This window comes from Paenibacillus sp. CFBP 13594 (assembly GCF_014842675.1).
Lineage (GTDB): Bacteria > Bacillota > Bacilli > Paenibacillales > Paenibacillaceae > Paenibacillus > Paenibacillus amylolyticus_B.
This window is the reverse complement of record NZ_JACYVQ010000015.1, coordinates 43157-65866: the sequence shown is the minus strand read 5'-3', so window position 1 is coordinate 65866 and position 22710 is coordinate 43157. Positions and strand designations below refer to the sequence as shown.

Below are 22710 nucleotides of genomic sequence, written 5' to 3'. Positions count from 1 at the left end.
CGTTTATCGTAAGATCTGTCTGCCGTTCAGTACTATGATTTTCCCAAGAAGACGAAAGCTGGATTATTATGAACAGTGCTTTAGTAAAGGAAAAGGAGCTGTGGTATCGAATGAATAAGAATATAATTTCTTCCTGGCTTAATATTGTAGGGTTAAACATACCGATACTGATTTCCTTTACTAGGTCTGTCCGGCGATACTCTTATTGTAATTCAGTGGTACTGAAATGTAATATTAATTTCAAAAATCAGTTGAATCCTGTAAGGGTGCGCTTTGACCATTAGCTTTTCGTTCATAATTTTTCTTCACAGGAATTTCGAAGCTCCAGTCTCCGGAGAGCAGATCCTGCTGACCCGGGCCATCGGATAGGATTAACTGGTTTACGTTGATCCTCAACAGGAACTGGTCTGGAGGTGGCGAGCTCCCAGTAAAGTGAAATCGGATAGTTCCGTTTTTGGCCAAAACTACACCTGAATCCGTGGCGATGCCGGGAACCGCCTTTATCGTTGAAGCATCCAAAGTAAAAGTTGGCTTGACCGATTTTTTTTTCACCCACTGCAACTCCGATATCTGGTTAGAATGCTTCATTGAGTATTGGATACTCAGGCTCTGACCGTCGAAAAGGTAATCATGAATGAGAAGTGTATAGCCTTTGTCTGTCTTGCCTGTTATTAAAGCCATCTCGTTATTTCCGCTTGTTGACGTCAACGTTGAATCTTCATTTTCAGAGAAGACGGAAGGTAACTTCACCACGAGATTAGAGGTAAATGAATTCTTCATACTGAATAGTACCACTGCACAGACGAGCAGCAAGATCATGGGTACAGCAGCTATCCTGGAGAGAGACAGGTGTCGAAGCCAAGGAAATATTCTTTGTTTTGGTAAAAGGTTTTGTTCCGGAAGCACGGTCGGCAACCGATTGATTTCGTTTTGAACTTCTTCCGCAACAGCCACTTGCGTCTGATTAGGTCCGAACCTCGATAACCGTGTTTCAAACCAGGTTGCCTTTTTGCTGCTGTGCGCAGTGATGCCTCCTCCGTGCACCTCGACAATACTTTTTGTTATGGCGAGACCGAGACCTGTACCTCCGGTCTGCTTCGACCTGGAGCTGTCTACGCGGTAGAAACGATCGAAAATAAAGGGTAAATCCCGCTCGGGAATGGGGACTCCATAGTTTTGGATTCGCACAACTAGCATATCTCCATCTTGTGCAATATCAATATCGATATATTTGCCCGTCCGCCCGTACTGGATGGCATTGGCGAGTATATTCTCGTAAGCCCGTACCAACAATGCCCCGTCCGCTTGAATTTTGAAGTCTCCCTCTTGGACGTTCAGCCTAATTTCCATGCCTGCACTCTCGGTAATCGGTACGAATTCTTCGGCAAGCTGGCCAATTAACCCGGTCATATTAAGCTCGCTGAGTTCCAGAGGCATGCCGTTGTTGACCCGTGTATATTCGAATAATTCGTCGATCAATCGCTGAAGCGCCAAAGATTTCTCATATGCAATGTTGACGTAATAACGCATCTCCACCTCATCCTGATAACGATCGTTCTCAATGACTTCGAGAAAACCGAGAATCGAGGTCAGTGGAGTTCGCAGGTCATGAGATACACCGGTGATCAGATCATTTTTGGTCTTTTCCGTCTTGCGTTCCTCTGCAATCGAGTGCTTCAACTGCATACTCATACGGTTGATGCTGAGTGCTACCTCTCCCAGTTGATGATCGGCAATTTCCGGGATTTGATGGTCAAACTGCCCGCTCGCAATCTCCCCCAGACTAGCTGTGATTTCCGCAAGATAATGATCCCATTCGCTGCTCAATTGATTCATACTCTCCGCGATGACGCTTAACTCATCCTTACCCTTAACCCTTACAACTTGCCCGAACCGCCCTGCCGATATTTCCTGCAATCCGGTGTTAATTTCATGTAAATCCCGAATCAAACGGAGGCTGGCAAGGAAGAAAGTAATGGGGAATAGAACGATACCGGTTATGATCATCACGCGAACGGACCCGGCATACTCAATGAGCCAATTAATCGGGACAGCCACATATTCAATTTTTTGCAGCGCTCCCGCCATGACATACGCCAAAAAAATAGCTGCGCCTGTTAAAACCAGGCTTGCAACCATGATCAGCATTAATCTCCACCGAATCGTATACAGCCACTGTGGTTGGATCCTACTCACCCCTTGCTTTTAAATCGCTTTCGATTTTGTATCCAATCCCCCACACGGTTTTAATGATCCGCGGTTCACGTGGATTGGATTCTATCTTCTCACGGAGCTTACGGATATGAACCATGACGCTATTCTTCGACTCCATAAAAGGCTCGTTCCAGACTTCTTCGTAGATGCGATCCATACTCAGCACCATCCCTCTATTGACAGCCAGCATATGAAGGAGCGCGAACTCGCGGGGAGTCAATTTGATTTCCTGCTGATCGACCGTTACCGTGTGGGATGCATTATTAATCACTACGTTTTCGATATGTATTTCGTTCGCATTGCCCAAAACGGAGTTGAACTGGTTCATTCTTCGAAGCTGCGACTTGATCCGTGCGATCAGCTCGAGCGGGTTGAATGGTTTGGTTACATAGTCGTCAGCGCCGATGCTGAGGCCTGATATTTTATCGATATCTTGGCTTTTAGCGGACAGCATAATGATGGGAATTGGATTCGTCTCTCGTATTTTCATACACGCCTGCAAACCATCCATCTTGGGCATCATTAGATCCAGTACAATTAGATCAACTTGCTTGGTCTGCAGAATCTTCAGCGCCTCCATCCCATTCGCTGCTTGCAGAAGCTTGTAACCTTCGTTATTGAAATAAATACTCATTAATTGGATAATTTCCGCTTCATCATCCACCATTAGAATTGTGCTTTCCGCCATAGATCCTCCCTTGATTCCTGTATCTTCCTTAAATTGAAGAGTAGCACGATAATTATAAGCGATATTTCTTATGCATTGAATAACGTCAGGATGATTTAAGGAAATGATAAGAAGTTCGGTAGTGAGATGATAAGCTTTCACTTCTATACTGAGTACAACACAAGCGAATAATCGTTTGAACAATACATGAGTGGAGGTTTTATTTTTGAAGCATAAGGTATTACAGAAGGCCATGCTCGTTAGTCTAAGTGTTATGTTAATCGGTATTTCAACCGTTTTCAGCACAGGCAAGCAAGTTTTTGCAAATTCGGACAACGAGGCAGATTCGACACGTACTTTAAAAGTATTGTACTGGAATGAAGATGATTTCAAAATGACATATGGAGATCTGTTTAGTCAGAAGTACCCGAATGTAAATATTGAAGTAGTTACACCTGGAGGTATGGAAGCGATTAGGGATTACAACGGGGCCATCCAAAAGTATTCACCGGATCTTGTGATGCTACCCCCTTACCAATACCAACAAATGTCTAAAGATAAAAAACTGGTCGATTTAGAACCTTTAATTAAACGAGATACGTATGACACGACAACGTTATACCCCGGCTTGCTTGATGAATTGAAGGAACAGGGCGGTGGCAAACTTTATGGGTTAAGCCCAAAAGCGGATTCGTACGCTCTTCTGTATAATGCTGATTTATTTAAAAAGTACAATGTTAAAACACCAACGGATGGGATGACATGGGAAGAGATATTGAATCTTGCTAAGAAATTCCCAACCAAGGGAGATAAGAACTCCCGAATTTGGGGCCTAAGCTCCTTTGGATCCAGCAATTTGGTAATGGATATCGCCAGAACAGAAGGATTAACGTACTTGGATCCAAACACCCTAAAGGCTACTGCAAATACAACTGCATGGAAAAATGCTTATCGTCTATCGAGTGAGGCAACGAAGTCTGGAGTACTTGACGAGCTGATCAGTCTGTCCGGCAAAAGTTACTTGGAAAGTAATTCGTTCATTATGGGACGATCTGCTATGAAAGTAGCCTCTATTAGTCAGTTGCAGTCCCTGCAAGCAGCAAAAAATAGTGTGAAGAATTACAAACCTTTTACACTTGGTATTGCTGCCGGCCCTGCGGCTAAGGATCGAAAATTAACAGGCAACGTATATATTCATGAGATATTCGCGATTCCAGCAGGCGCATCTCATGTTGATGCCGCTTGGGATTTCATCAAATATTTCAATGGAGAAGAATACGCTAATGAATACTATAAACCCAAGAACTCGAATAATAGTATCGGTGCTCCTCTATCTCGCATGATTAAAGAGTACTCCGGTTACAAGTTGGATGCATTCTACAAATTAAAACCTAATCTGGATTCATCGATAACAAGTTATGTTCTCATGAACAAGTCACCAAATTTTGAATTGAGATTTCGGTCAATTGTATTGAAAGAATTGACACAGGTAGCAAACGGGAAGAAAACATTGGACAAAGCAACTGCTGCTATCCAATCCAACACTCAAGCCGTTGCTGATAAATTGAAAAAGGCTCAGGCGGCAAAGTAATAGAATCTCTAGCCTTTTATAATTCCCCGAAATATAGAGATCGGGATAGTTCATACGACGTTATGTATAGAGGTCAGCCGTTTTTACTGGGTGGCCTCTTTTTGTTAAGTGATGGGTCTATCAACTTCCTCGGAAAACAAAAAAAGAGCCGCTTATCACGCAGCTCTCCATCGTACTTTAGTTCATTCCGTTCCAGTTCTCTTCTCTTTTAGCGCCCGCCCGTATTCGAAGCCCAGACAGGAATCCAACTATTTGGATAATAGTCATTGGTCAGAGTTGTGTTATAGAGAACTAAATTCCCATCACTTTGCATGACTAGTGTGTCACCCGTTGTGTTAGCTGGTAAGCTGCTCCCGTGATGACCTGGAATCCATGAGGTGGTATTGGGAGACCAAGCAGCTACCTGTACAGAAGTATCAATCATCAAAACTTTATCCCATCCCCAGCCGGTGTAATATTCGAATTTTCCTGTAGCCGGGTTGAAACCATAGCGATAGCCATATTGGTACACATCTTGATATTTCATTCCATATTTATACATGACAGGTTTCCCGTATTGTGGTTCAAACTTGAACGAAAGAGCCCCACTGTTACTGGTACCGCTACTCCAAAGAGAAGAACCATTCTGATAGATGACAAAATTCCCGTCATTCTGCCATATGGCTGAAAATCTGCCATCTTGCGAAGTGAGATAGTCTCCCTTAGCCATACTTTGGCCGATCGTGAGCTTATCTCCAAGATAGCCGGCAGAAGCGGTCGCTGGTACGGCAAATGCAAGAATCAACAAGCAAGCCAAAACAACTCGAAAAGATTTGGGGAAAAATAGATTATTCATTGGACACACTCCTATATTCCTTAGAATGGTTGAGGCTTCATACCTAATACCATAAACCCTTACAGATAATGCATATGGCGACGCAGTGTTCGGTTAGGAGTGGTGAAAGAGCAATCAACACATCCCCCAATGATAATTAAAGGGAAATCAGATATACAGTGCTCTCCGGTTCACCTCCTTTAATAGACAAAATTAGTTGCTTCAATGCACTATATGTAAATGGGTATATTACTTTTTATTCCATTATAGCAACTAAAAAGATAAAATACATTATTTTCTACGAAACTCTAACTGTTCGATAGAGGAAGACATCAATGAATAATGCTACTAGTTTCGATCTCGACTTACATTTCGTAATTTCAGCTTAGGAAAGGATTTATTTTTATTTGTGGGTATAGGAATTCGGACGTATGTGTCGAATTGATTAGATTAAATTTGAAGTATTTAAGAGGGAATTGATTTTATTGAATAGTCCAGAGAGCGTTAAGAGGAGGAGCATATGTATTTAAGGAAGAAGATTGGAATTATTGTTCTCGTGGTATCCCTAATGGCAGGATTGTTGTGCCTCAAAGCATCAGATAAGGTGTATGCTGCGGCTCCAACATCAACAATTTCGATGGAATATGCGCTGCTGGGAATTGGCACCACCGCAAAGGTATTCTTTACGTTCTCGGAACCGGTACAAGGGTTGGACAATGGAGACTTAACTGTTCCGGAAAGCGGCACACTGACTGCACCGGTCTCTTCGGATGGAGGTTATACGTGGACCGCAACTCTCACACCTAAACCAGATATTACAGATGCAACCAACGTCATAACCCTGAACAACGAAGGTGTGATGAATCTAGGCGGTATTGTAGGTGTGGGCACGTCCACTTCGAGTAATTATACTATTGATACATTAAGACCGACAGCAACCATTGTCGTAGCCGATACGGTCCTTACCGCTGGGGAGACATCACTGATCACCATCACATTTTCCGAAGCAGTGACCGGCTTTAGCGTTGACGACCTAATAGTTGAGAATGGTACGGTGAGTGGCCTTAGTTCCTCCAATGGAGGTATAACATGGACCGCGACACTAACGCCAGCTTTTGGTATCACCGATGCAACCAATATTATCACGCTTGATAATACAGGCATTCGTGATATTGCGGGCAATACGGGCACGGGGGCAACGCCTTCGAATAATTATGAGATCTATACCGCCCGGCCAACGGCAACGATTGTCGTAGCCGATACAACGTTGAATATTGGCAAGACGTCTGATGTGACCTTCACCTTCTCTGAAGCAGTGACCGGTTTTACACTAGCCGACCTTGTGGTGACGAATGGAACCATTACCAATCTGGCTACGAATGACAATATTACGTATACAGCAAAATTTACCCCTACCGCCGGCATCACTGCGGGAACGAACAAGATTACACTCCATAATACGGGTGTAATGAATCAAAGCGGCATAACAGGTACAGGTACAACGGATTCCAATAACTTCGCCATTGATACGGTCAGACCGACAGCAACGATTAACGTCGCCGATATGATCCTGACTGCCGGCAAGACATCAGAGGTCACCTTTACGTTTTCGGAAGCAATTACAGGCTTTACCAATGAGGACCTGACCGTTGCAAACGGCACGCTGAGTGCTGTGCGTACATCTGATGAGGGGATTACATGGACTGCGACATTGATACCAACTGTAGGTATTGATGATGGAACCAATGTCATCACGCTTGATAATTCGGGTATTAGCGATATGGCAGGCAACGCAGGCACGGGAACGACTGCTTCGAATAATTACGCGGTCTATACCTCCCGACCAACGGCAACGATTGTTGTAGCTGATGGAACGCTTACTCTTGGCAAAACATCCTTGATAACAATCACATTCTCTGAGGCAGTGTCAGGTTTTGATAACGCAGATCTGACGATTGCAAGCGGTACACTGACTACTGTCCGTTCAACCGATGGGGGAGTGACGTGGACAGCAACTTTAACCCCACAAGCGAATGTGAGCAAATCGGTCAATGTCATCACCCTTCAAAATACGGGAGTGTCCAATGGTGCAGGTAACGCAGGAGAGGGAATAACGGAGTCGAATCCGTACTCTGTTTTTACTGTACAGCCGGTACAAACAACAAGTCCGAGCAGTCCTTCTGCACCAAATGCCCCGATAGACAATACAGTCAAATCAACAACGGGTAAAATAACCGTGCCAATTGGTAAGTCAGGGTTGGTCAGCCTGGGCAAAGAGATTGAAATCTCAATTCCAGCAGGGGCATCATCTCGCGAGCTGACATTATCCATTGATAAAGTTTCCAATACGGAACCTTTGCTAACACATAAAGAGATTCTGGCCAGCCCAGTATTTGAGCTTCTAAAGAATTTTACGGAGAACTTTCTCAAGCCGGTAAAAATGACATTTACATTTGATTCAACAGGTCTTGAGCGTCATCATTCGGCAGCTGTTTTTTATTATGATGAAGTGAACAAGGCATGGGAGAAAGTGGATGGCGGTATTATTCAAGGGAATCAAATCGCAGTCGAGGTCAATCACTTCACGAAGTATGCTGTCCTTGTTGTTGATCAAACTAGTGGAAAGCCCATCTTGAATAGTCCAGTTGAACCGACGGCGGAATCTGGCTTTAGCGATATCTCGGGACATTGGGCTGAAGCAAGAATTCAACAAGCTTTAAGCAAGGGTATAATTACCGGTTATCCGGATGGAACGTTCAATCCGGGGAAGAACGTCACACGTGCCGAGTTCTCAGTCATGCTGATGGGTGCGTTGAATTCACAAAAAGCAGAAGTGGAATTGGTATTCTCAGATAAAACCGAGATCGGAACTTGGGCCAAAATGGCAGTCTCGCAAGCCGTGCAAGAAGGCATTATTAGCGGTTATCCAGACGACACGATCCGGCCGAACGCCAATATCACACGTGCCGAGATGGTAGTGATGGTTGCGAAAGCGCTCAAGGTACCTACAACAGGCAATGCTACAATATTTTTTTCAGATGAAAAATCTATTCCTGTATGGGCAAAAACCTCTGTGGCAGCGTTGAAGGAACTTGGCCTTGTCGAAGGAATGGGAAACAACAATTTTATACCTAAATCACCAACCACCAGAGCAGAGGCCGTCGTTCTATTAATGAACATGTTAGAGCATAAAGGAATCGTAGTTAACTGAGCAATATCTCAATCTCTATAGAGTTGAAAGTAAACTTGGATGAAAGATACTCTTGTTGTTGAACGTGTTGAGCTAGTTTATGAGCCGTTATATGAAGGTAATAAGGGCACCCTGCGGGGTGTCTTTATGTTTAGCCAGTAGTAAACATACCTCTTCTCTATCAATCTCCCAAATATTTTTACAACCATTTGATAGTTTCTATGACTTTTCTGAATTGAACTATGGTAAAATATCTCAGGATCGATAATTGGAGAGGGGTTTTTTCATTCATGTTTTGGAAAAAAGTTTTGGGCAAAAGCACACTGCGTGTAGCTACTGCCGCACTATTACTCACGCAACTATTGGGCGCAGCGGGTTCTGTCTCTGCCGCAGGTAACGATGTAGAAGTACACTTGATTGGAATCAATGATTTCCACGGTCAGCTAGATACAACATCAATCGTGGGTGATAAGAAAGCAGGAACGGCTCCAATTCTAGCAACCTATCTCAAAGAAGCTCAAGCCAAATATGAACACTCCCTACTCTTCCATAATGGGGACTCTGTTGGTGCATCTGCTCCAGCCTCATCTTTGGATCGTGACGAGCCTACCATGGAATGGATGAATATGATGGGCTTTGATGTAGGGTCCTTAGGGAATCATGAATTCGACCAAGGTGTCGCTGCTTTAAAGGCACAGATCTTTGGTGGCCTTGATCCAAAAGAAGGTAAGGTAACGCATGCCGGTGCAAAATTTGATTACGTTAATGCAAACGTCATTGAAACCGCTACCGGAAAAACACTGATCAAGCCTTATGTAATCAAAGAAGTAGGCGGAGTCAAAATTGGATTCATCGGACTAGTGACGAAATCCACACCTGCTAAAGTATCTCCATCGGGGACAGCTGGCGTACGTTTCTTAAGTCCAGAAGAAGAAGTTGAAGCCGTTAATAAATATGCAAAAGAATTACAAGATAAAGGTGTAGAAACGATCATCGTGTTGGCACATGATCCAGCAACCACCAAAGAAGGCGTAACGACTGGAGAAGCAGCTGATCTGGCAAAAGCTTTACCAGCAGATTCCCCTGTTGATGTTATCGTTGCAGGTGACAATCATGCTTTGGCTAACGGTGAAGTGAATGGAAAGTTGATCGTTCAAGCTTATTCCTATGGTACGGCGTTTGAAGATATCAAGTTGATGATTGACCCTGCTACCGGGGATGTAACTGAAAAATCAGCGACTGTTACAACGACTCTCCAAGAGGGTGTAAAAGAAGACTCTGAAACATTGGCAATTATCAAGAAATCATTGGACAAGCACCCTGAACTGACGAAGCCAGTGGGTACAACAGATGGTTCTGTTTTGCGTACAGATGCCTACAATAATGAAGCGCCTCTAGGCAACCTGATTGCAGATGCAATGCGTAAAGCAGACTTTGGAGATAAGGCAAGTGCTGCTGACTTTGCATTTATGAATCCAGGTGGTATTCGTGCGGATCTGCCACAAGGCGATGTAACCTTTGCTGATCTTGCCAAAATCCAACCGTTTGGTAATACTCTAGTAAAACTGGAGCTGACTGGCGAACAGGTTAAAACCTTGTTGCAGCAGCAATGGGGTACCAATGCTGACGGTACACCTAATACCAAAACACTCCAAATCTCTGGTTTAAAATACACTGCAGATTTCAATAAGCCGGTCGCAGAACGCGTTACTGGTCTCAGTCTGGAAGATGGAACAACGATTGATCCTGCAAAAACATATACGGCTGTAGTTAACAACTTTATGGCTGCAGGTGGAGATAACTATAAAGTGCTGCTGGATGCTAAATCATCTCTGGCAGGTCCTATCGATCTGGATGTATTCTACCAATACATCGTAGACACGTATAAAGGCGGTAGCATCGTAGCTAAAAATGAAGGACGTATCACAAACCTGGTTGCATCTACCGAGCCGACAGAAACACCTATAACCACAGAAGTTATTTCTCGTGCTGAATTTGTAAGTGCTCTGGTCGACATGTTGAAACTTAACGAAGTAGCTACAGCACCTGCATTCAAGGATGTTGCCGCTAATGCTGCATATGCAGATGCGATTGCTGAAGCTACGCATGCTGGATTCATTCAAGGTTATGGTGGAAACTTCTATCCTGATCGGGATATCACGCGTGAAGAAGCTGCTACCATTCTTGCTAAATTGGTAAAAGATCAAGCGACTGATAAAGATGCTGCTACGATTATTGCTAGTTTTGAAGATGGTAAATCCGTGTCTGCTTATGCAATTAAACCTATGGCAAAACTGATTGACAAAGGTATTTTTGCTGGAACAGATAAAAAATCACTTCAACCTAAACAAGGTCTGATTACTAACGATGCAAAAGCATTGATTGAAAAAGCTGTTGCAGCAAAAGCTTCATAATGTAGAACTTATTCAAACTTTATATTAAAACAGAGAAACACATCCTATCGGGAGAATGAGCATTCCTCTACGGATAAATCCTCTCATCAAGTAGTTCTTTAATTGGTGAAAAGGGTTTATCCAGGAGAATGCCATATTCCAATTTAGGATGTTTTTTTTATGCTTAAAACCCACGATTCTATGGAGAAATCCATGTCAGAATTGGCTCTATGCTCTGGTTACCGCTTAGTGTTCAGAATTTGGTAAGGGCTCTAAAGTAAAATGGTAAGGCAAGCCATATGAACTTGATGAATTTTATCAGTTTCTGTTGTAAGGATGGAATGGCCAAAGGAAAGGGAAAAAGTTTCTGGTTGCTGCAATAATTTTAGAAGTGGAGGAGATTTTCGTTTGAAACAAAAACGCAATATAGGTAAACCGTTATTGTCTTTATTTCTGGCAATGTTGCTCGTCTTGCAGACAGTGATATACTCCACCGCCGCATATGCGGAGAGTGTGCCAACCGATTCCGGAATGGAAGCCGTCATTGAATCTGACTCACCGAGTGCCGACGAACCACTTTCGGTACCTGAGGCAGTGAACGACGAACCGCTTTCGGAACCTGTGGCAGTGCAAGAGGAACCGCTTCCGGTACCTGAGGCAATGTACGATGCGCCGAACAATTTCGTAGCGATGGCGGCAGTCCCAACGGACAAAACAGCGGTATTTATGGAATCTAATTCAACCTTCCCGCTGGAAGTGACACAGGGGAATGCTGTTATTAATCCAAACGGTATTATTCAGGGTAGACAGCCCTTTACGCTCAAATCGGAAGGGCTCAAGGTACCAGTGAATGGTGATGACTCAAATCCAACTAATGCAGATCCTGAGAAATACATCCAAAAGGGTGACTGGATTGAGCTGAAAAGAGAAGATTACTTCAAGGAAGTGATGCTGCCAACAGCTACTAAAACCTTGAATGCACAGACGGAATCAGGTACAAAACAGCTGGGTACTGCCCATTTTACTCCAAATAGCATCAAGATTGTATTTAACGGTGATGATTATTTTTTCAATGGTGTTGGACGAGGCATTGCCTTCAGCTTTGAATCTACTGCCAATGCAGATATAACGGGATTGGCGTATGGGGATAAAAAGCCGATCAACATCTTTGGTGGTGCATATCAGCTAGAGAACCCAGATGTTACAGCAGAGTATAACATTACTTTAAGCTCGCCTGGAATGATCAGATGGGATCAGTATAGCTATCGCGGAATTCAACCAGCACAATTTGTTGAGGGAGCTGTTACCTGGCAGTCAACTGTATCTGCGTTTGATCAGTTTGATAAAACAATCAAATTGCCACTAGACGGAAAGACCTTTTATACGAATCCCTCAACGTATAATACCAGCTCTGGAAATGTCCGCGGCACCTATATGGAGGATTCATTTAAAGTAAATGACCAAAATGTAACTCCAGTCGTTGGTCCAGACGGATCGCTGACTTACATTTTTCCACAGGGAACAGGTCTGGATCCAAAGGTTGAATATAAAACATGGATTTCAAAGGAAGCTTATTATTACGAGTATCGGAATCCGCCAGCCAATCTCGGTCGCAGCCACCGGGATATGAATGGCAAAGTGGAACTGAGAAAAGACAATAATATGTTGGTGCAGTCAGGTTTGGAGATTGCCTTTGCTCCCGATTGGATTCAAGCCAGCGCTTCGTATGATCATGCAAATGAAACCATTACATGGAAGATCGCGGTTAACCAATATAACAAAAAAGGGTTAAAGGACTTTACCATCACAAATGTATTACCGGCTGGGCTGGAATTTGAATCAGCTGCATGGCAGACATGGGTAGATGGCGCTGTATCTGAAGAAACGCCAATTACACCAGATTCCAACGGCGTTTATTCCTTCGGGGATATTAACGGAAAAGTCGAATTGTTGATCAAAAGCAAGGCGATAAGTGGTTCCAGCTTCCAAATTGACCCTCGTGCCAACTGGAATTTGGATACACCAGGGGGGATACAGAACAACGATGTAATGACGGGTAAAAGACCTATTGCCGTGACGGATGAGGCAATCGTCAGCATTGGCGCACACACGTTTACAAAAACAGGCGCAGTATCAACCGAGGATTATAACTTGGGTAGTATCACGTGGACCGTTAATCTAACACCACAGTACGCCTTACCTAACGCGGCAATATACGATGTCCTTGTGCATGGCGGTGACTTAAACGTCTTGGACAACGCTGTAGATGAAACCAGCGAGGTGAGTGCGGAGACAATTGCGAAAATTAAAGCAAATATCACTTCTGCGCAGCTTTGGAAGCAGTACAAAGCGGGAACTCTGAAGTCGAATGCAACCGGTTTGACGATGAAAGCTATTCCATTAACCGTAGACGGTAAAGTAGTGGCCGATTTGATCAAGGTGACCGGATACACCGAAGAAGCTGCATCCTTCAGCTTCCGTGCACTTGAGACCAACCCAAACATTCTCTTCAGACAGGACATTAACGCAGGGAAAATAAGCTCGAATCGGGCTTTGCTCATTGATGGCGAAAGCGTAAAACAAGCAAATAACAGCGCCAACTTGCACCTGCGTATGTTGAACAAGGATATGCTCTTTGCTTCGAGGCCATTAAAAGTAGATGGTACATTTGAAAATGTGACGCCGAATAACGTTAGCAGTTACATTAGAAATGATAATAATGAAGCATGGACGATTTCTGGCTATGACAGAACAACCAAAACGGTCACATTCCGTTTAGGGGTAAATATGCCTGGATATAACACAGAAGAAATGGCTAAGGATGGCGGTAATCGAGTCATTAGTAATGTTAAGCTAGTGGATACACTTCCCGAAGGCTGGGAATTCGTTCCTTTCTCTGAAACTAAGGATTTCGAGCTTTGGAAAGGATTTTCGGACAATGGCGGAGGAACAGAATATGGTGTTAGAAACGATGCTAGAACTCTAATTGAACCAGGTACTAGTTCTCATGTAGTCCATTTCTCACACATTGGAAACGAGGGTACTTTCACCTTCTCCAAGTTGGAAAGTCCTTATATCATTCTGGTGAAGGCAAGACCTTCCAATGATGCTCTGCAGAAGTATTTAGAGGAATACACCATCAACGGTACAGACAAACAGGTGCTGTATAACAAAGCCGACCTTTATATGACATGGGGTGGAGTGGAGAAGGTTGTCACCGAACAGCGCAAAGTTATTGTACCAATTCAGTCCCTTGGAAAGTCGGTAACTAAGCCAGTTCCAGGAGTGCTGGAATGGACGGTGAACTATACCCCGCCATTTAACATGAAGCAGGGTGTTTATTTGCAGGATACCCTGGGTGCAGGCATGAATTTGCGTTATGAAGAAAACGGAAATCTTGTGCTGACATCACCTAGTATGGCAGTCTATCCTGCTAAATTGACCGCAAGCGGCACTCTTGAACGAGAGGGCGCAGCACTGGACCTCAGCGACCCGAATGCTGAAGTTCAAGTAGAAGCTGTACCAGGCGCAGGTGGCACTACGGTTCTAACATTTAAAATGGACGACCCTAATCAACTTTACCAGTTTGTTTACCAAACAGAAGTTGATCCATCTACAGCGAAAGCTGGAGACACAATGGGCAACGAGGTAAAACTGGAGGGCGATGACAATCTGAAATCTGTCAGTGCCAGAAGTGAAAGCACGCTGGACAGTTCGGACGTGGCGGGCAGTTCAAGTTCCAATGCCCTATTGCCTCTGAAAAAGGTAGATCCCAATGGCAATCCGCTAAAAGACGTAGAGTTTACACTCTATAAGAAAGACGGCGGAACTATAATCACCAAAGGAAAAACCGATAGCGGAGGGAAACTTAATCTGCTATTCCCTGATCCAGGGTATTATGAGCTGAAAGAAACTTATATTGACACCAATACTTGGCTGCCAACTACAAGAGTATACCAAGTATATGTAGGGAATACGCCAGGGAAGCCCATCTGGGTAGACGGGGTGAAATTAACCTCTGATAATCCACTGATCGTGCCTACACCGGCCCAAGGCAAGCTGACCATTACCAATAAGGTGGAAGGTAACGGCAGTGATCCGGACAAAGGGTTCGAGTACACCGTGACCATCACAGGCGAAGGTAAGGACAGAGAGTATACCTATAAGAAGTCGGATGATACGTTTGACACGATCAAGAGCGGAGACAAGATTGTCCTCAAGCACGGGGAATCTGTGACGTTCCCAGCCTTGCCTGCGGATCTGGTCTATACCGTAACCGAGGCTGATTATACAACCGTTGACGGTTATACGACGATACCGGGTACGAGAGAGCTGTCTGGCTCAATCGTGAATAAAGGTGATCACAAGGCGGACTTCATCAATGAACGGACCGTTAACAAGCTGACCATCAGCAATACGGTCATGGGCAACGGTGGTGATAAAACGAAGGAGTTCGAGTACACCGTCAACTTTGAGGATACAGGCAAAGAGGCAAGTTACTCTTACTTGAAGACGGACGGCAGCACAGGTACGATCAAGTCCGGCGGTACTTTCCGCCTCAAGGATGGAGAGACACTGGATATTTTGGGCCTGCCTAAGAATCTGAAATACACCGTTACCCAACAAGATTACACAACCGATGAATACATGACTACTCCTGAGGAACGGTATTATACCGGAGTCATGAAAGGCATTGATGATGATACCCCATTCACGAACGTGCGAGTCTTGAAGGGCGGCCTATTAATTAGCAACACAGTTAAAGGCAAAGATGAAGACAAGAAGAAGCTGTTTAAGTACACGGTTGCCTTCACTGGCGAGGGATCGGACGAATCCTACGTCTATGAGAAGTCAGACGGCAGCAAGGGCATGATCAAGAGCGGTGAGAGCTTTGAGCTTACAGATGGCCAGACGCTCATTGTCCAAGGGCTTCCAACCAATCTTCAGTACAAAGTGACCCAAGATGATTATGCGCAAGATGGCTATGTGACTGATCCAGAGAGTCTCATTCACATTGGCACTATTCCAGAGAAAAAGTTGTCTGAAGCACATTTTGACAATACAAGACCGTATCTGGAAGGCGTGTTGCGTAACAATAACACAGGAGAAGTCATTCCGAATGCACCGATTACGGTAACCGATCTGAAGACAGGCGAAGAGATTCAGACGCAGACGAATGAGAAGGGTGAATATTCAATTCCAGCCGTAGCGGATACCGATTATACGATCAGATATACGAAGATGTATCGGGTAGGCGGTAAGGATGTACCTGTTGAGTTTACGCAAAAAGCAAATGTGAACAGCAGTGTAACGGACGAGACTGTTCCAGCGGACATTACGGCCGTGGGGATCATTCTGTTCAAACAACTGGATGGAACAACAGTGCTATTCAACGATTTGTTGACTAGTCAGATGCATATCTATTTGAAAGACAAGGATGGCATTTATGTTAAGGAAAACGGCCAACCTAAAGCATTTCCTATGGCTTCGAATGGAACTTTCTCTGTGGAAGGGCTAAGCGAGCAGAAGTACACAATGGAAGTTCGCTATCAAGCTGAGACAGGCGAGGAATTGCTCCTCAAAGTAGCGCAACTTGACGTTAAAGCTAACGGAGAGCTGAATATTTCAGAGGAGTTAGTCGACCCTTACGGTACGGTCTATGATGAAACGACAGGAGATGCCGTCACTGGCAAGAAAATTGATGGAGCCAAAGTTACACTGTATTATGCGGATACGCAGCGGAATAGAGATAACGGCCGCACTCCGGGCACGAAAGTAACGCTTCCAAAGGTTCCAAATTTCCCGCCGTACGACAACGAGAGCCCGGAGCAGAATAGTGATGCAAATGGCTTCTATGCGTACATGGTGTTTCCTGAAGCGGATTACTATCTGATCGTAACGAAGGACGGATACGAAACGCATACAAGTGGTACGATTTCAGTCGATTTTGACATTGTCAGGTACGATGTGCCAATGAAGCCAATTCGTTCTGGTGGTGGCACTGGCGGCAATGGTAACAACGGAGGCGGCACCGTAACGCCTGGTCCAGGCACCGTAACGCCAGATCCAGGCACCGTAACGCCAGATCCGGGCACCGTAACGCCAGATCCGGGCACCGTAACGCCAGATCCGGGCACCGTAACGCCAGATCCAGGCACCGTAATGCCAGACCCGGGCACCGTAACGCCAGATCCGGGCACGGTAACGCCAGATCCAGGCACCGTAACGCCAGATCCAGGCACGGTAACGCCTGAACCAGGCACGGTAACGCCTGAACCAGGCACGGTAACGCCTGAACCAGGCATCGTAACGCCAGATCCGGACAATGGTAACGATCAGCTTAAGAACGATAGCAACGCGTTGGACGATGCTCCGAAAACTGGAGATAACAGCGTATCGCCATTCTTGTATATGGTTTTGTCGCTAATGTCCTTAATGACGATCGGGTTCTGTCTGCTCGGGCACAAGAAAAAAAAGCACATCCAGTAATGGAAGGGAAGGCGGTAAGAAAATGAGCAAAACTAAAAAAATTCTTATCGCTGTTTCCTTGCTTGTGTTGGTATTTTCACTTGTTAGTCTTGCGAGGACTTTCTTGCGAGACTATGCAGAGAAGCAGAAAATCGAAGAGTTAACAAAGGTTTGGAAAGAAGGATCAGAACAAGGTGGAGGGGATGCAATCCCCTCCCTTTTGTTCAATAAAGGCAATGAGCCGGTTATGCTTCCCGAATTTCGAGATCTTTACGAGAGGAACTCAGACATCGTCGGCTGGCTGAAGATTGATGGTACCCGAATTGAGTACCCAGTCATGCAGAGCCCACAGGATTCGGAGTACTATCTCAATCATGATTTTGATAAAAATGAAAATCAAGGCGGCCTTCCTTTTTTGGACGAGTCTAGTACGACCAACAATTCAGACATTTTGCTGATTCATGGTCATCACATGAAAAGTGGTTGGATGTTTAAAGATTTAATGAAGTACAAGGGTGAAAGCTTTTATCAAGAGCATGCGACGTTCCAGTTCAGCACGCTTTACGAAAAGGAAGAGTATGAGATTGTTGCCGTTATTCTGTCAAAAGTTTATCGCAAATCGGACGACGTGTTTAAATACTACCAGATTGAGAATGTAAATACGCCCGCCGAGTTCGATTCATATGTTCAGAATATCAAACAACTCTCTCTTTATGACACAGGCGTAACAGCACAGTATGGTGACAAGCTTATTGTACTGTCCACATGCGAGTATTCGACCGAAAACGGTAGGCTAGCGGTGGTGGCCCGAAAGCGTTAATTGACGATGCTGAAACACAAAATCAATCTGCTTTATTTCGCGTTCTCTCCTTAGAGGACGCGATTTTTATTGTCCCCGAAATAAGGTGCTCATGGACATGTGGCTTGAGGAATTACGCAGGTCGATAAATTCTGACGAATCCAACGAGTATCGAGGATGTATACATTTGAGATGAGGACATGAAGGCCTGTTCCAGTCGTCAAAATGGGATATGGCGGGTTAAATCGACAAATCGATGTTTCTATGATAGGGTTGAAGCATCCCATAGGCATTCTACTCTTCGGAGTAGAGTGCCTTCATGTATATTATGGGTGCTTACATTAAATGTATTTTAAAATCAATTGGATCGTATATGGAGGTGGTGATGCTATGTTTCTCTCTTTAGCCCCAACAGGGGATGGTTGGATGAGTATGAAAAATGTGAAAATATCATTTAATAAAGAGGAGCGAACATAGCATGACTACTAGTTTTCAAGCGGAGACCCGCATTCCATTAAATTCTTCTCGACTTAAGGATCTACGTAAATCCGGGCGCTTGCCAGGTATTGTGTTTGGCAAAAATACGGAGAATGAGATGATTCATATTCCAACAATAGAATTTCAAAAGTGGTTGAAGCATGGAGCGTCTGGTTTTATTGAATTGCAGTTTGAAGATAAAGGCTCATTGACCGTATTATTGGAAGACCTTCAACGGGATTCGGTTACACGAAATTTGATTCATGTGGATTTTCAACAGGTGCAGACCAATGAGATCATGCGGACAAAAATTCCTGTCAAGTTCAATGGCACACCGATTGGCACAAAGCAAGGCGGAGTCGTGCAAGTTCAATTATCTTCTATTGAAGTGGAGGCATTGCCGAGACACTTGCCAACGTCGATTGAATTTGACATTAGTGCTATGGAAGTTGGAGAAACGCTACATGTAAGTGATGCTACGTTTGCACCAGATGTGACGGTGATCTCTGAGGGGAATGAGTCTCTACTCTCTGTAGTTAAACCTTAACAATTCCAAATTCGCAAAGCTGAATAATTCAAAATTAGCCGTACGGGTGATCATCCGTACGGCTAATTTGTGCTGATTACGAGATGTTGGCGTGCTCCCATCCTCACAAGGCGGGTAGTCTGGAATTTACCTCACGTATGTCTTTTGCTCCCGTACAAGCGTAATGATCATTATATTTGGCTACCTTTTCAAAGTTCATTCGCAAATTCAGGTGTAAAGTAGGTAGACTCAGGAAAGGTAATCACTATAATGGAAATAAGATACATATATAGTTGAACCTGAACCGCTAAGGTCATTGGCATAACATTTCTAAACAGGGCGGTGAGCGAAAAGAAATGGACAAATTAAAGCATAGCGGATTCTATAAACTGAGATTCTTCATCACTCCTGAAGAGTTTAAAAGCCTTTTACAGCTTTTGGAGCATCGGCAAGCGCAATTCTATCGTACCAATGCTGCCCGAACAGAGCATGATTATAATCAGGTGTACGAGGAGTATCAGACGTTCTATCAGTATTTTGTGGCAGGAGAAAAGAGAGATGACATCCAGCCCTTCTTTGTTTACTCTATTTCTATTGCATCAGATCAAGAAAGTTCAGGATTTTTTGTAAGAAATGAAGGGGTTTCTTTTCCATACCACGGACAATGGGCAGAGGATGAACTGCCGTGTATCTTGCTTTCATTTCCGAAAGGTTTTCAAGTTAATTTGGAAGATGAAAAAGGAAAGTACTATGTTTATGAGGATATCCGGGACCATAAGCCGCTGACCTATGCGCTTTTCGATGAAATAAGAGACTCTATCAAAAAAATGACTAAACCCCTTCGCTTCTCAGCCTATGATGCAGATGCGATGAAGGAGCAAAAGCCCTCTGTGCGTATAAGCCATGATGCAATGCACGACTTGAGCCAATCGTGGATATTCAGTAAATATGGACTTGTGATTCATGGCAAATAGGAGGGGGACGAAATGATGTTCGCCCTAAAGCTTATCTGTACCTGGGTACTGCTATTTGCCTCATGTTCAGCAGTATGGTGGAGTTTCAGAACAGAAAAGCTTATAACCATCTCCTGGCTGGCATTTTTGCTACCGGCTGTCTTCCAGCTAGCTACCGCTTTCCGGATCGGTCCAGGCCAAGCAAAGTCACTCATCGTGTTCGGTTGCATTAATCTGGTGTTTGCTGCCATTGTGGGTGCAGGTGTCTGGTATCTAGTCCAAATAGCCAATTCATATCGAAGGGGCAAATGATCAACGAATGGAAAGGAGAACTCTAATTGTGAAGCCAATGCAAGAAATAGAGACACTGGCCATAGAGATCGCCGCTGCCGCCAGAACGTCATTTTGCACCCTTTTTGAAAATGGTGAACGTTACTATTATTGTACGTTGTACACTACTGGCGAGGGACATGCCCCAAGCATCTCCGCTTGGTCGTGGGAAGCTTTGGCGTTGGAATCGGCTAGGCAAGCAGAGGAAAGTGATACGCCGGTATCCACGATTGCGGATCTCATCAAATGGTCGTATGCGGATTCGCCCTATTGTTGTTTTGGGGATGATCACTTTGACGGTGTCAAACAACGATATAACGAGCGTCCTTTCATTGCGGAACTGGAGAATGATGATTGGAATCGTGAATTGGATGTGAGGCTGAACGCCATGGAGCTGGCGATGAAAATGCTCGATGATGAAGGCATATTTGCCTTAAATCAAACGCGAGAGTCCGTATGTGTCCTTGTTGAAGTCATGCCGCCAGATGAGATCAATACTGAAATCGCCTTACGTTTAAATCGGGCGGAATCTCCGGCTATGCAAGCATGGTTGGTGGAGGCGGCAGAATAGAAGTATCTGCATGTGGGGAGTTTTGACCGTCTATGATGTACCATTTCGACTCAATTGGCCAATAAGATGATAGTGGCAGTGTTCTATAATTCGCGAACCACCTTTGTACAGTAAAGGGTGGCTTTTTTCGTGTTTGCGACCACTGTACAAACACACTTTTTCTACCTTGTCCACATTTATACCTTACCAAAACCATTCAATTGCATTTAATAGACTATCAATAAAAAAGGAGGTTTTGAGAATGGGAAATAGAAGACCTGGAGCACCTAGAGGTGGTTATGACCCTGTTCAGATCTATAACTCTACTTCGTTTAATGCAAGTGGGGTAGTGGAGTATGCATCCATCTTTTGTAGCAACGATAGATATAGTGTTCAGCGTGACGAGACTTGGAGATCTTCCGACCGTGGTGTGTGCCTGGTAACTAGAATCACCGCGACGGTTAGAACACCGAGTGGGAATATTGAAGCCGAGCCATATACCTCTTCAGGTACGTCGTACAGCCAGTTCGCCATTATACAGGTAGGGGTAAATCAGTTCCGAGTGACACGTGTTACAAGTGCGATTAGAAAATGCCGGAAATAACCGAAGAGGGTTAGTATTGAGATTAGGTACGAAATATGAAGAGACGACTTGCCCGGGCTAGCAGGCAGGTCGCCTTTTTTCGTTTTAATGTTTCTTGTACCATAATATTCTGCGGTACATCGAGGAGTCTTTCATACGTCGGAAAGGGCGCAAATCCGGTTGATAATTTCCTTCGATGATCCAAATTCGCCGTTTCTTGTCGACGGCTATATCGAACCCGACTTGTCTAAGCATGGGGTAATGCTCTCCCAATCGATTAGCGGCTAATCGTGCAACTTGTTCCGCTCTAACAAGCAAGCGCCGATCCCCAATTCGAGCTAATTTCAGTGCCTTAAGCACTGGAATGGGGCGGTTATTCACATTGGTGACTTGATATCCTTGTGCTGCAACTTTAGCATAGGAACCTGTCACCTTCCAAGTGGACGAGGGGCTTTTTTTGCGCTGAACCATGATCCGAATGTCGAACGGCCTGTGTTTAATTTGAGCAAGCTGCAGACGCTTTTGGACAATATATTCATCAGTTTTGTTTGTTTGTTCGAGCCATTCGAGTAACTGCTCGTTGTCTCTCATGGTGACCGTGTTATTTTCATTTTGAATACGATAAGCATTTGCGCCGTCTCGTCTAATGAACAGGATATCCCTTCCGTAACTCCCATTGCGAGGCTTCAGTACAACGCTGGGATATTGAAGAAGCATCTTCGTTAGCGTTTCCTTCTCAAGCAACTGTGTTTCTGGCAATCGTTCAGCGAGAGAAGGCTCATCGCGCAGAATGCCATACTGCAACCATTTGTCTCTTTCGAATAACATTGGAATCACAGCCTTTTTCAATCGTCTACGGTCATTCTAATTCAAATTCGTGATCCGCATAAGTGGCCATCCGTCTAGATTTGTAAGTCGAAGCATGTCCAATTGGTCGATGGAGACAGAAGATGAACTATTACGAGAAAAGACTGTATTCTGGGGAGGCGTTCATTCACGCTTCGAGTGGCTTCTGGATACGCAGGCGCACTTCTATCACCACCGTGGACAACTGCATGCTATGCTTGTACATGTGCTGAAACGAGAGCCAAATGTGCAATTGTTCGAGTGGTGCTAGACCAACCCTCAACTAGTATTTTCCGCCTATAAACTAGC

At 44.4% G+C, this 22710-nt stretch carries 15 protein-coding genes and 1 pseudogene; 11 read left to right on the top strand and 5 right to left on the bottom strand.

Annotated elements, in window-relative coordinates:
• Positions 1 to 240 precede the first annotated feature (240 nt).
• Positions 241 to 2196, bottom strand: coding sequence for an ATP-binding protein (locus IFU39_RS33485; RefSeq protein WP_341074184.1), 1956 nt, complete (start codon positions 2194 to 2196; stop codon positions 241 to 243).
• Positions 2189 to 2902, bottom strand: a complete 714-nt coding sequence (locus IFU39_RS29975) for a response regulator transcription factor (protein WP_105600608.1) — start codon at positions 2900 to 2902, stop codon at positions 2189 to 2191. The genes IFU39_RS33485 and IFU39_RS29975 overlap by 8 nt, the downstream gene beginning before the upstream one ends.
• Before the next feature lie 205 nt (positions 2903 to 3107).
• Here IFU39_RS29975 and IFU39_RS29970 point away from each other — a divergent pair, with 205 nt between their 5' ends.
• Positions 3108 to 4472: an ABC transporter substrate-binding protein gene (locus IFU39_RS29970; protein WP_206759605.1), complete on the top strand. Its 1365-nt coding sequence runs from the start codon at positions 3108 to 3110 to the stop codon at positions 4470 to 4472.
• A gap of 208 nt (positions 4473 to 4680) precedes the next feature.
• On the opposite strand, the gene IFU39_RS29965 is transcribed toward IFU39_RS29970, so the two are convergent.
• The gene (locus tag IFU39_RS29965; RefSeq protein ID WP_192136341.1) at positions 4681 to 5307 is read right to left on the bottom strand and encodes a hypothetical protein; all 627 of its coding nucleotides are present in this window, start codon (positions 5305 to 5307) and stop codon (positions 4681 to 4683) included.
• A 499-nt stretch (positions 5308 to 5806) separates the two neighbouring features.
• Between IFU39_RS29965 and IFU39_RS29960 the strand changes: the two genes are divergently transcribed.
• From IFU39_RS29960 to IFU39_RS29950, 3 genes and pseudogenes are all read left to right on the top strand, one after another.
• Positions 5807 to 8497, top strand: a complete 2691-nt coding sequence (locus tag IFU39_RS29960) for an Ig-like domain-containing protein (RefSeq protein WP_192136340.1) — start codon at positions 5807 to 5809, stop codon at positions 8495 to 8497.
• A 269-nt stretch (positions 8498 to 8766) separates the two neighbouring features.
• A complete protein-coding gene (locus IFU39_RS29955; protein WP_192136339.1) occupies positions 8767 to 10890 on the top strand; it encodes a 5'-nucleotidase C-terminal domain-containing protein in 2124 nt (707 codons plus the stop codon).
• Between the two features lie 315 nt (positions 10891 to 11205).
• Positions 11206 to 16152: pseudogene (locus tag IFU39_RS29950) on the top strand (DUF7601 domain-containing protein); the annotation flags it as partial.
• 602 nt (positions 16153 to 16754) lie between these two features.
• Here the strand turns inward: IFU39_RS29950 and IFU39_RS33640 are convergent.
• Complete coding sequence (locus tag IFU39_RS33640) at positions 16755 to 17174, bottom strand: hypothetical protein (RefSeq protein ID WP_445739062.1); 420 nt, start codon at positions 17172 to 17174, stop codon at positions 16755 to 16757.
• Between the two features lie 206 nt (positions 17175 to 17380).
• Here IFU39_RS33640 and srtB point away from each other — a divergent pair, with 206 nt between their 5' ends.
• The 6 genes from srtB to IFU39_RS29920 all read left to right on the top strand — a co-directional run bounded on the left by srtB (position 17381) and on the right by IFU39_RS29920 (position 21576).
• A complete protein-coding gene (gene srtB, locus IFU39_RS29945; RefSeq protein ID WP_192136337.1) occupies positions 17381 to 18157 on the top strand; it encodes a class B sortase in 777 nt (258 codons plus the stop codon).
• Between the two features lie 457 nt (positions 18158 to 18614).
• Positions 18615 to 19160 carry a 50S ribosomal protein L25 gene (locus tag IFU39_RS29940; RefSeq protein WP_091012247.1) on the top strand — a complete coding sequence of 182 codons (546 nt, stop codon included), beginning with the start codon at positions 18615 to 18617 and terminating at the stop codon, positions 19158 to 19160.
• 335 nt (positions 19161 to 19495) lie between these two features.
• Entirely contained in the window at positions 19496 to 20113 is a 618-nt protein-coding gene (locus IFU39_RS29935; protein WP_192136336.1) for a hypothetical protein, read from the top strand.
• Between the two features lie 12 nt (positions 20114 to 20125).
• The gene (locus IFU39_RS29930; protein ID WP_105600598.1) at positions 20126 to 20404 is read left to right on the top strand and encodes a hypothetical protein; all 279 of its coding nucleotides are present in this window, start codon (positions 20126 to 20128) and stop codon (positions 20402 to 20404) included.
• A gap of 37 nt (positions 20405 to 20441) precedes the next feature.
• Positions 20442 to 20993, top strand: a complete 552-nt coding sequence (locus tag IFU39_RS29925; RefSeq protein WP_223200025.1) for a DUF4303 domain-containing protein — start codon at positions 20442 to 20444, stop codon at positions 20991 to 20993.
• A 241-nt stretch (positions 20994 to 21234) separates the two neighbouring features.
• Positions 21235 to 21576, top strand: coding sequence for a hypothetical protein (locus IFU39_RS29920; protein ID WP_047841001.1), 342 nt, complete (start codon positions 21235 to 21237; stop codon positions 21574 to 21576).
• Positions 21577 to 21660: 84 nt separating this feature from the next.
• Here the strand turns inward: IFU39_RS29920 and IFU39_RS29915 are convergent, their stop codons facing one another.
• Positions 21661 to 22383 (bottom strand): YheC/YheD family protein, encoded by a 723-nt coding sequence (locus tag IFU39_RS29915; RefSeq protein WP_105600596.1) that lies wholly within the window; start codon positions 22381 to 22383, stop codon positions 21661 to 21663.
• A gap of 94 nt (positions 22384 to 22477) precedes the next feature.
• On the opposite strand from IFU39_RS29915, the gene IFU39_RS29910 reads away from it, so the two are divergent.
• Positions 22478 to 22672: a hypothetical protein gene (locus IFU39_RS29910; protein ID WP_091012255.1), complete on the top strand. Its 195-nt coding sequence runs from the start codon at positions 22478 to 22480 to the stop codon at positions 22670 to 22672.
• Positions 22673 to 22710: the final 38 nt, after the last annotated feature.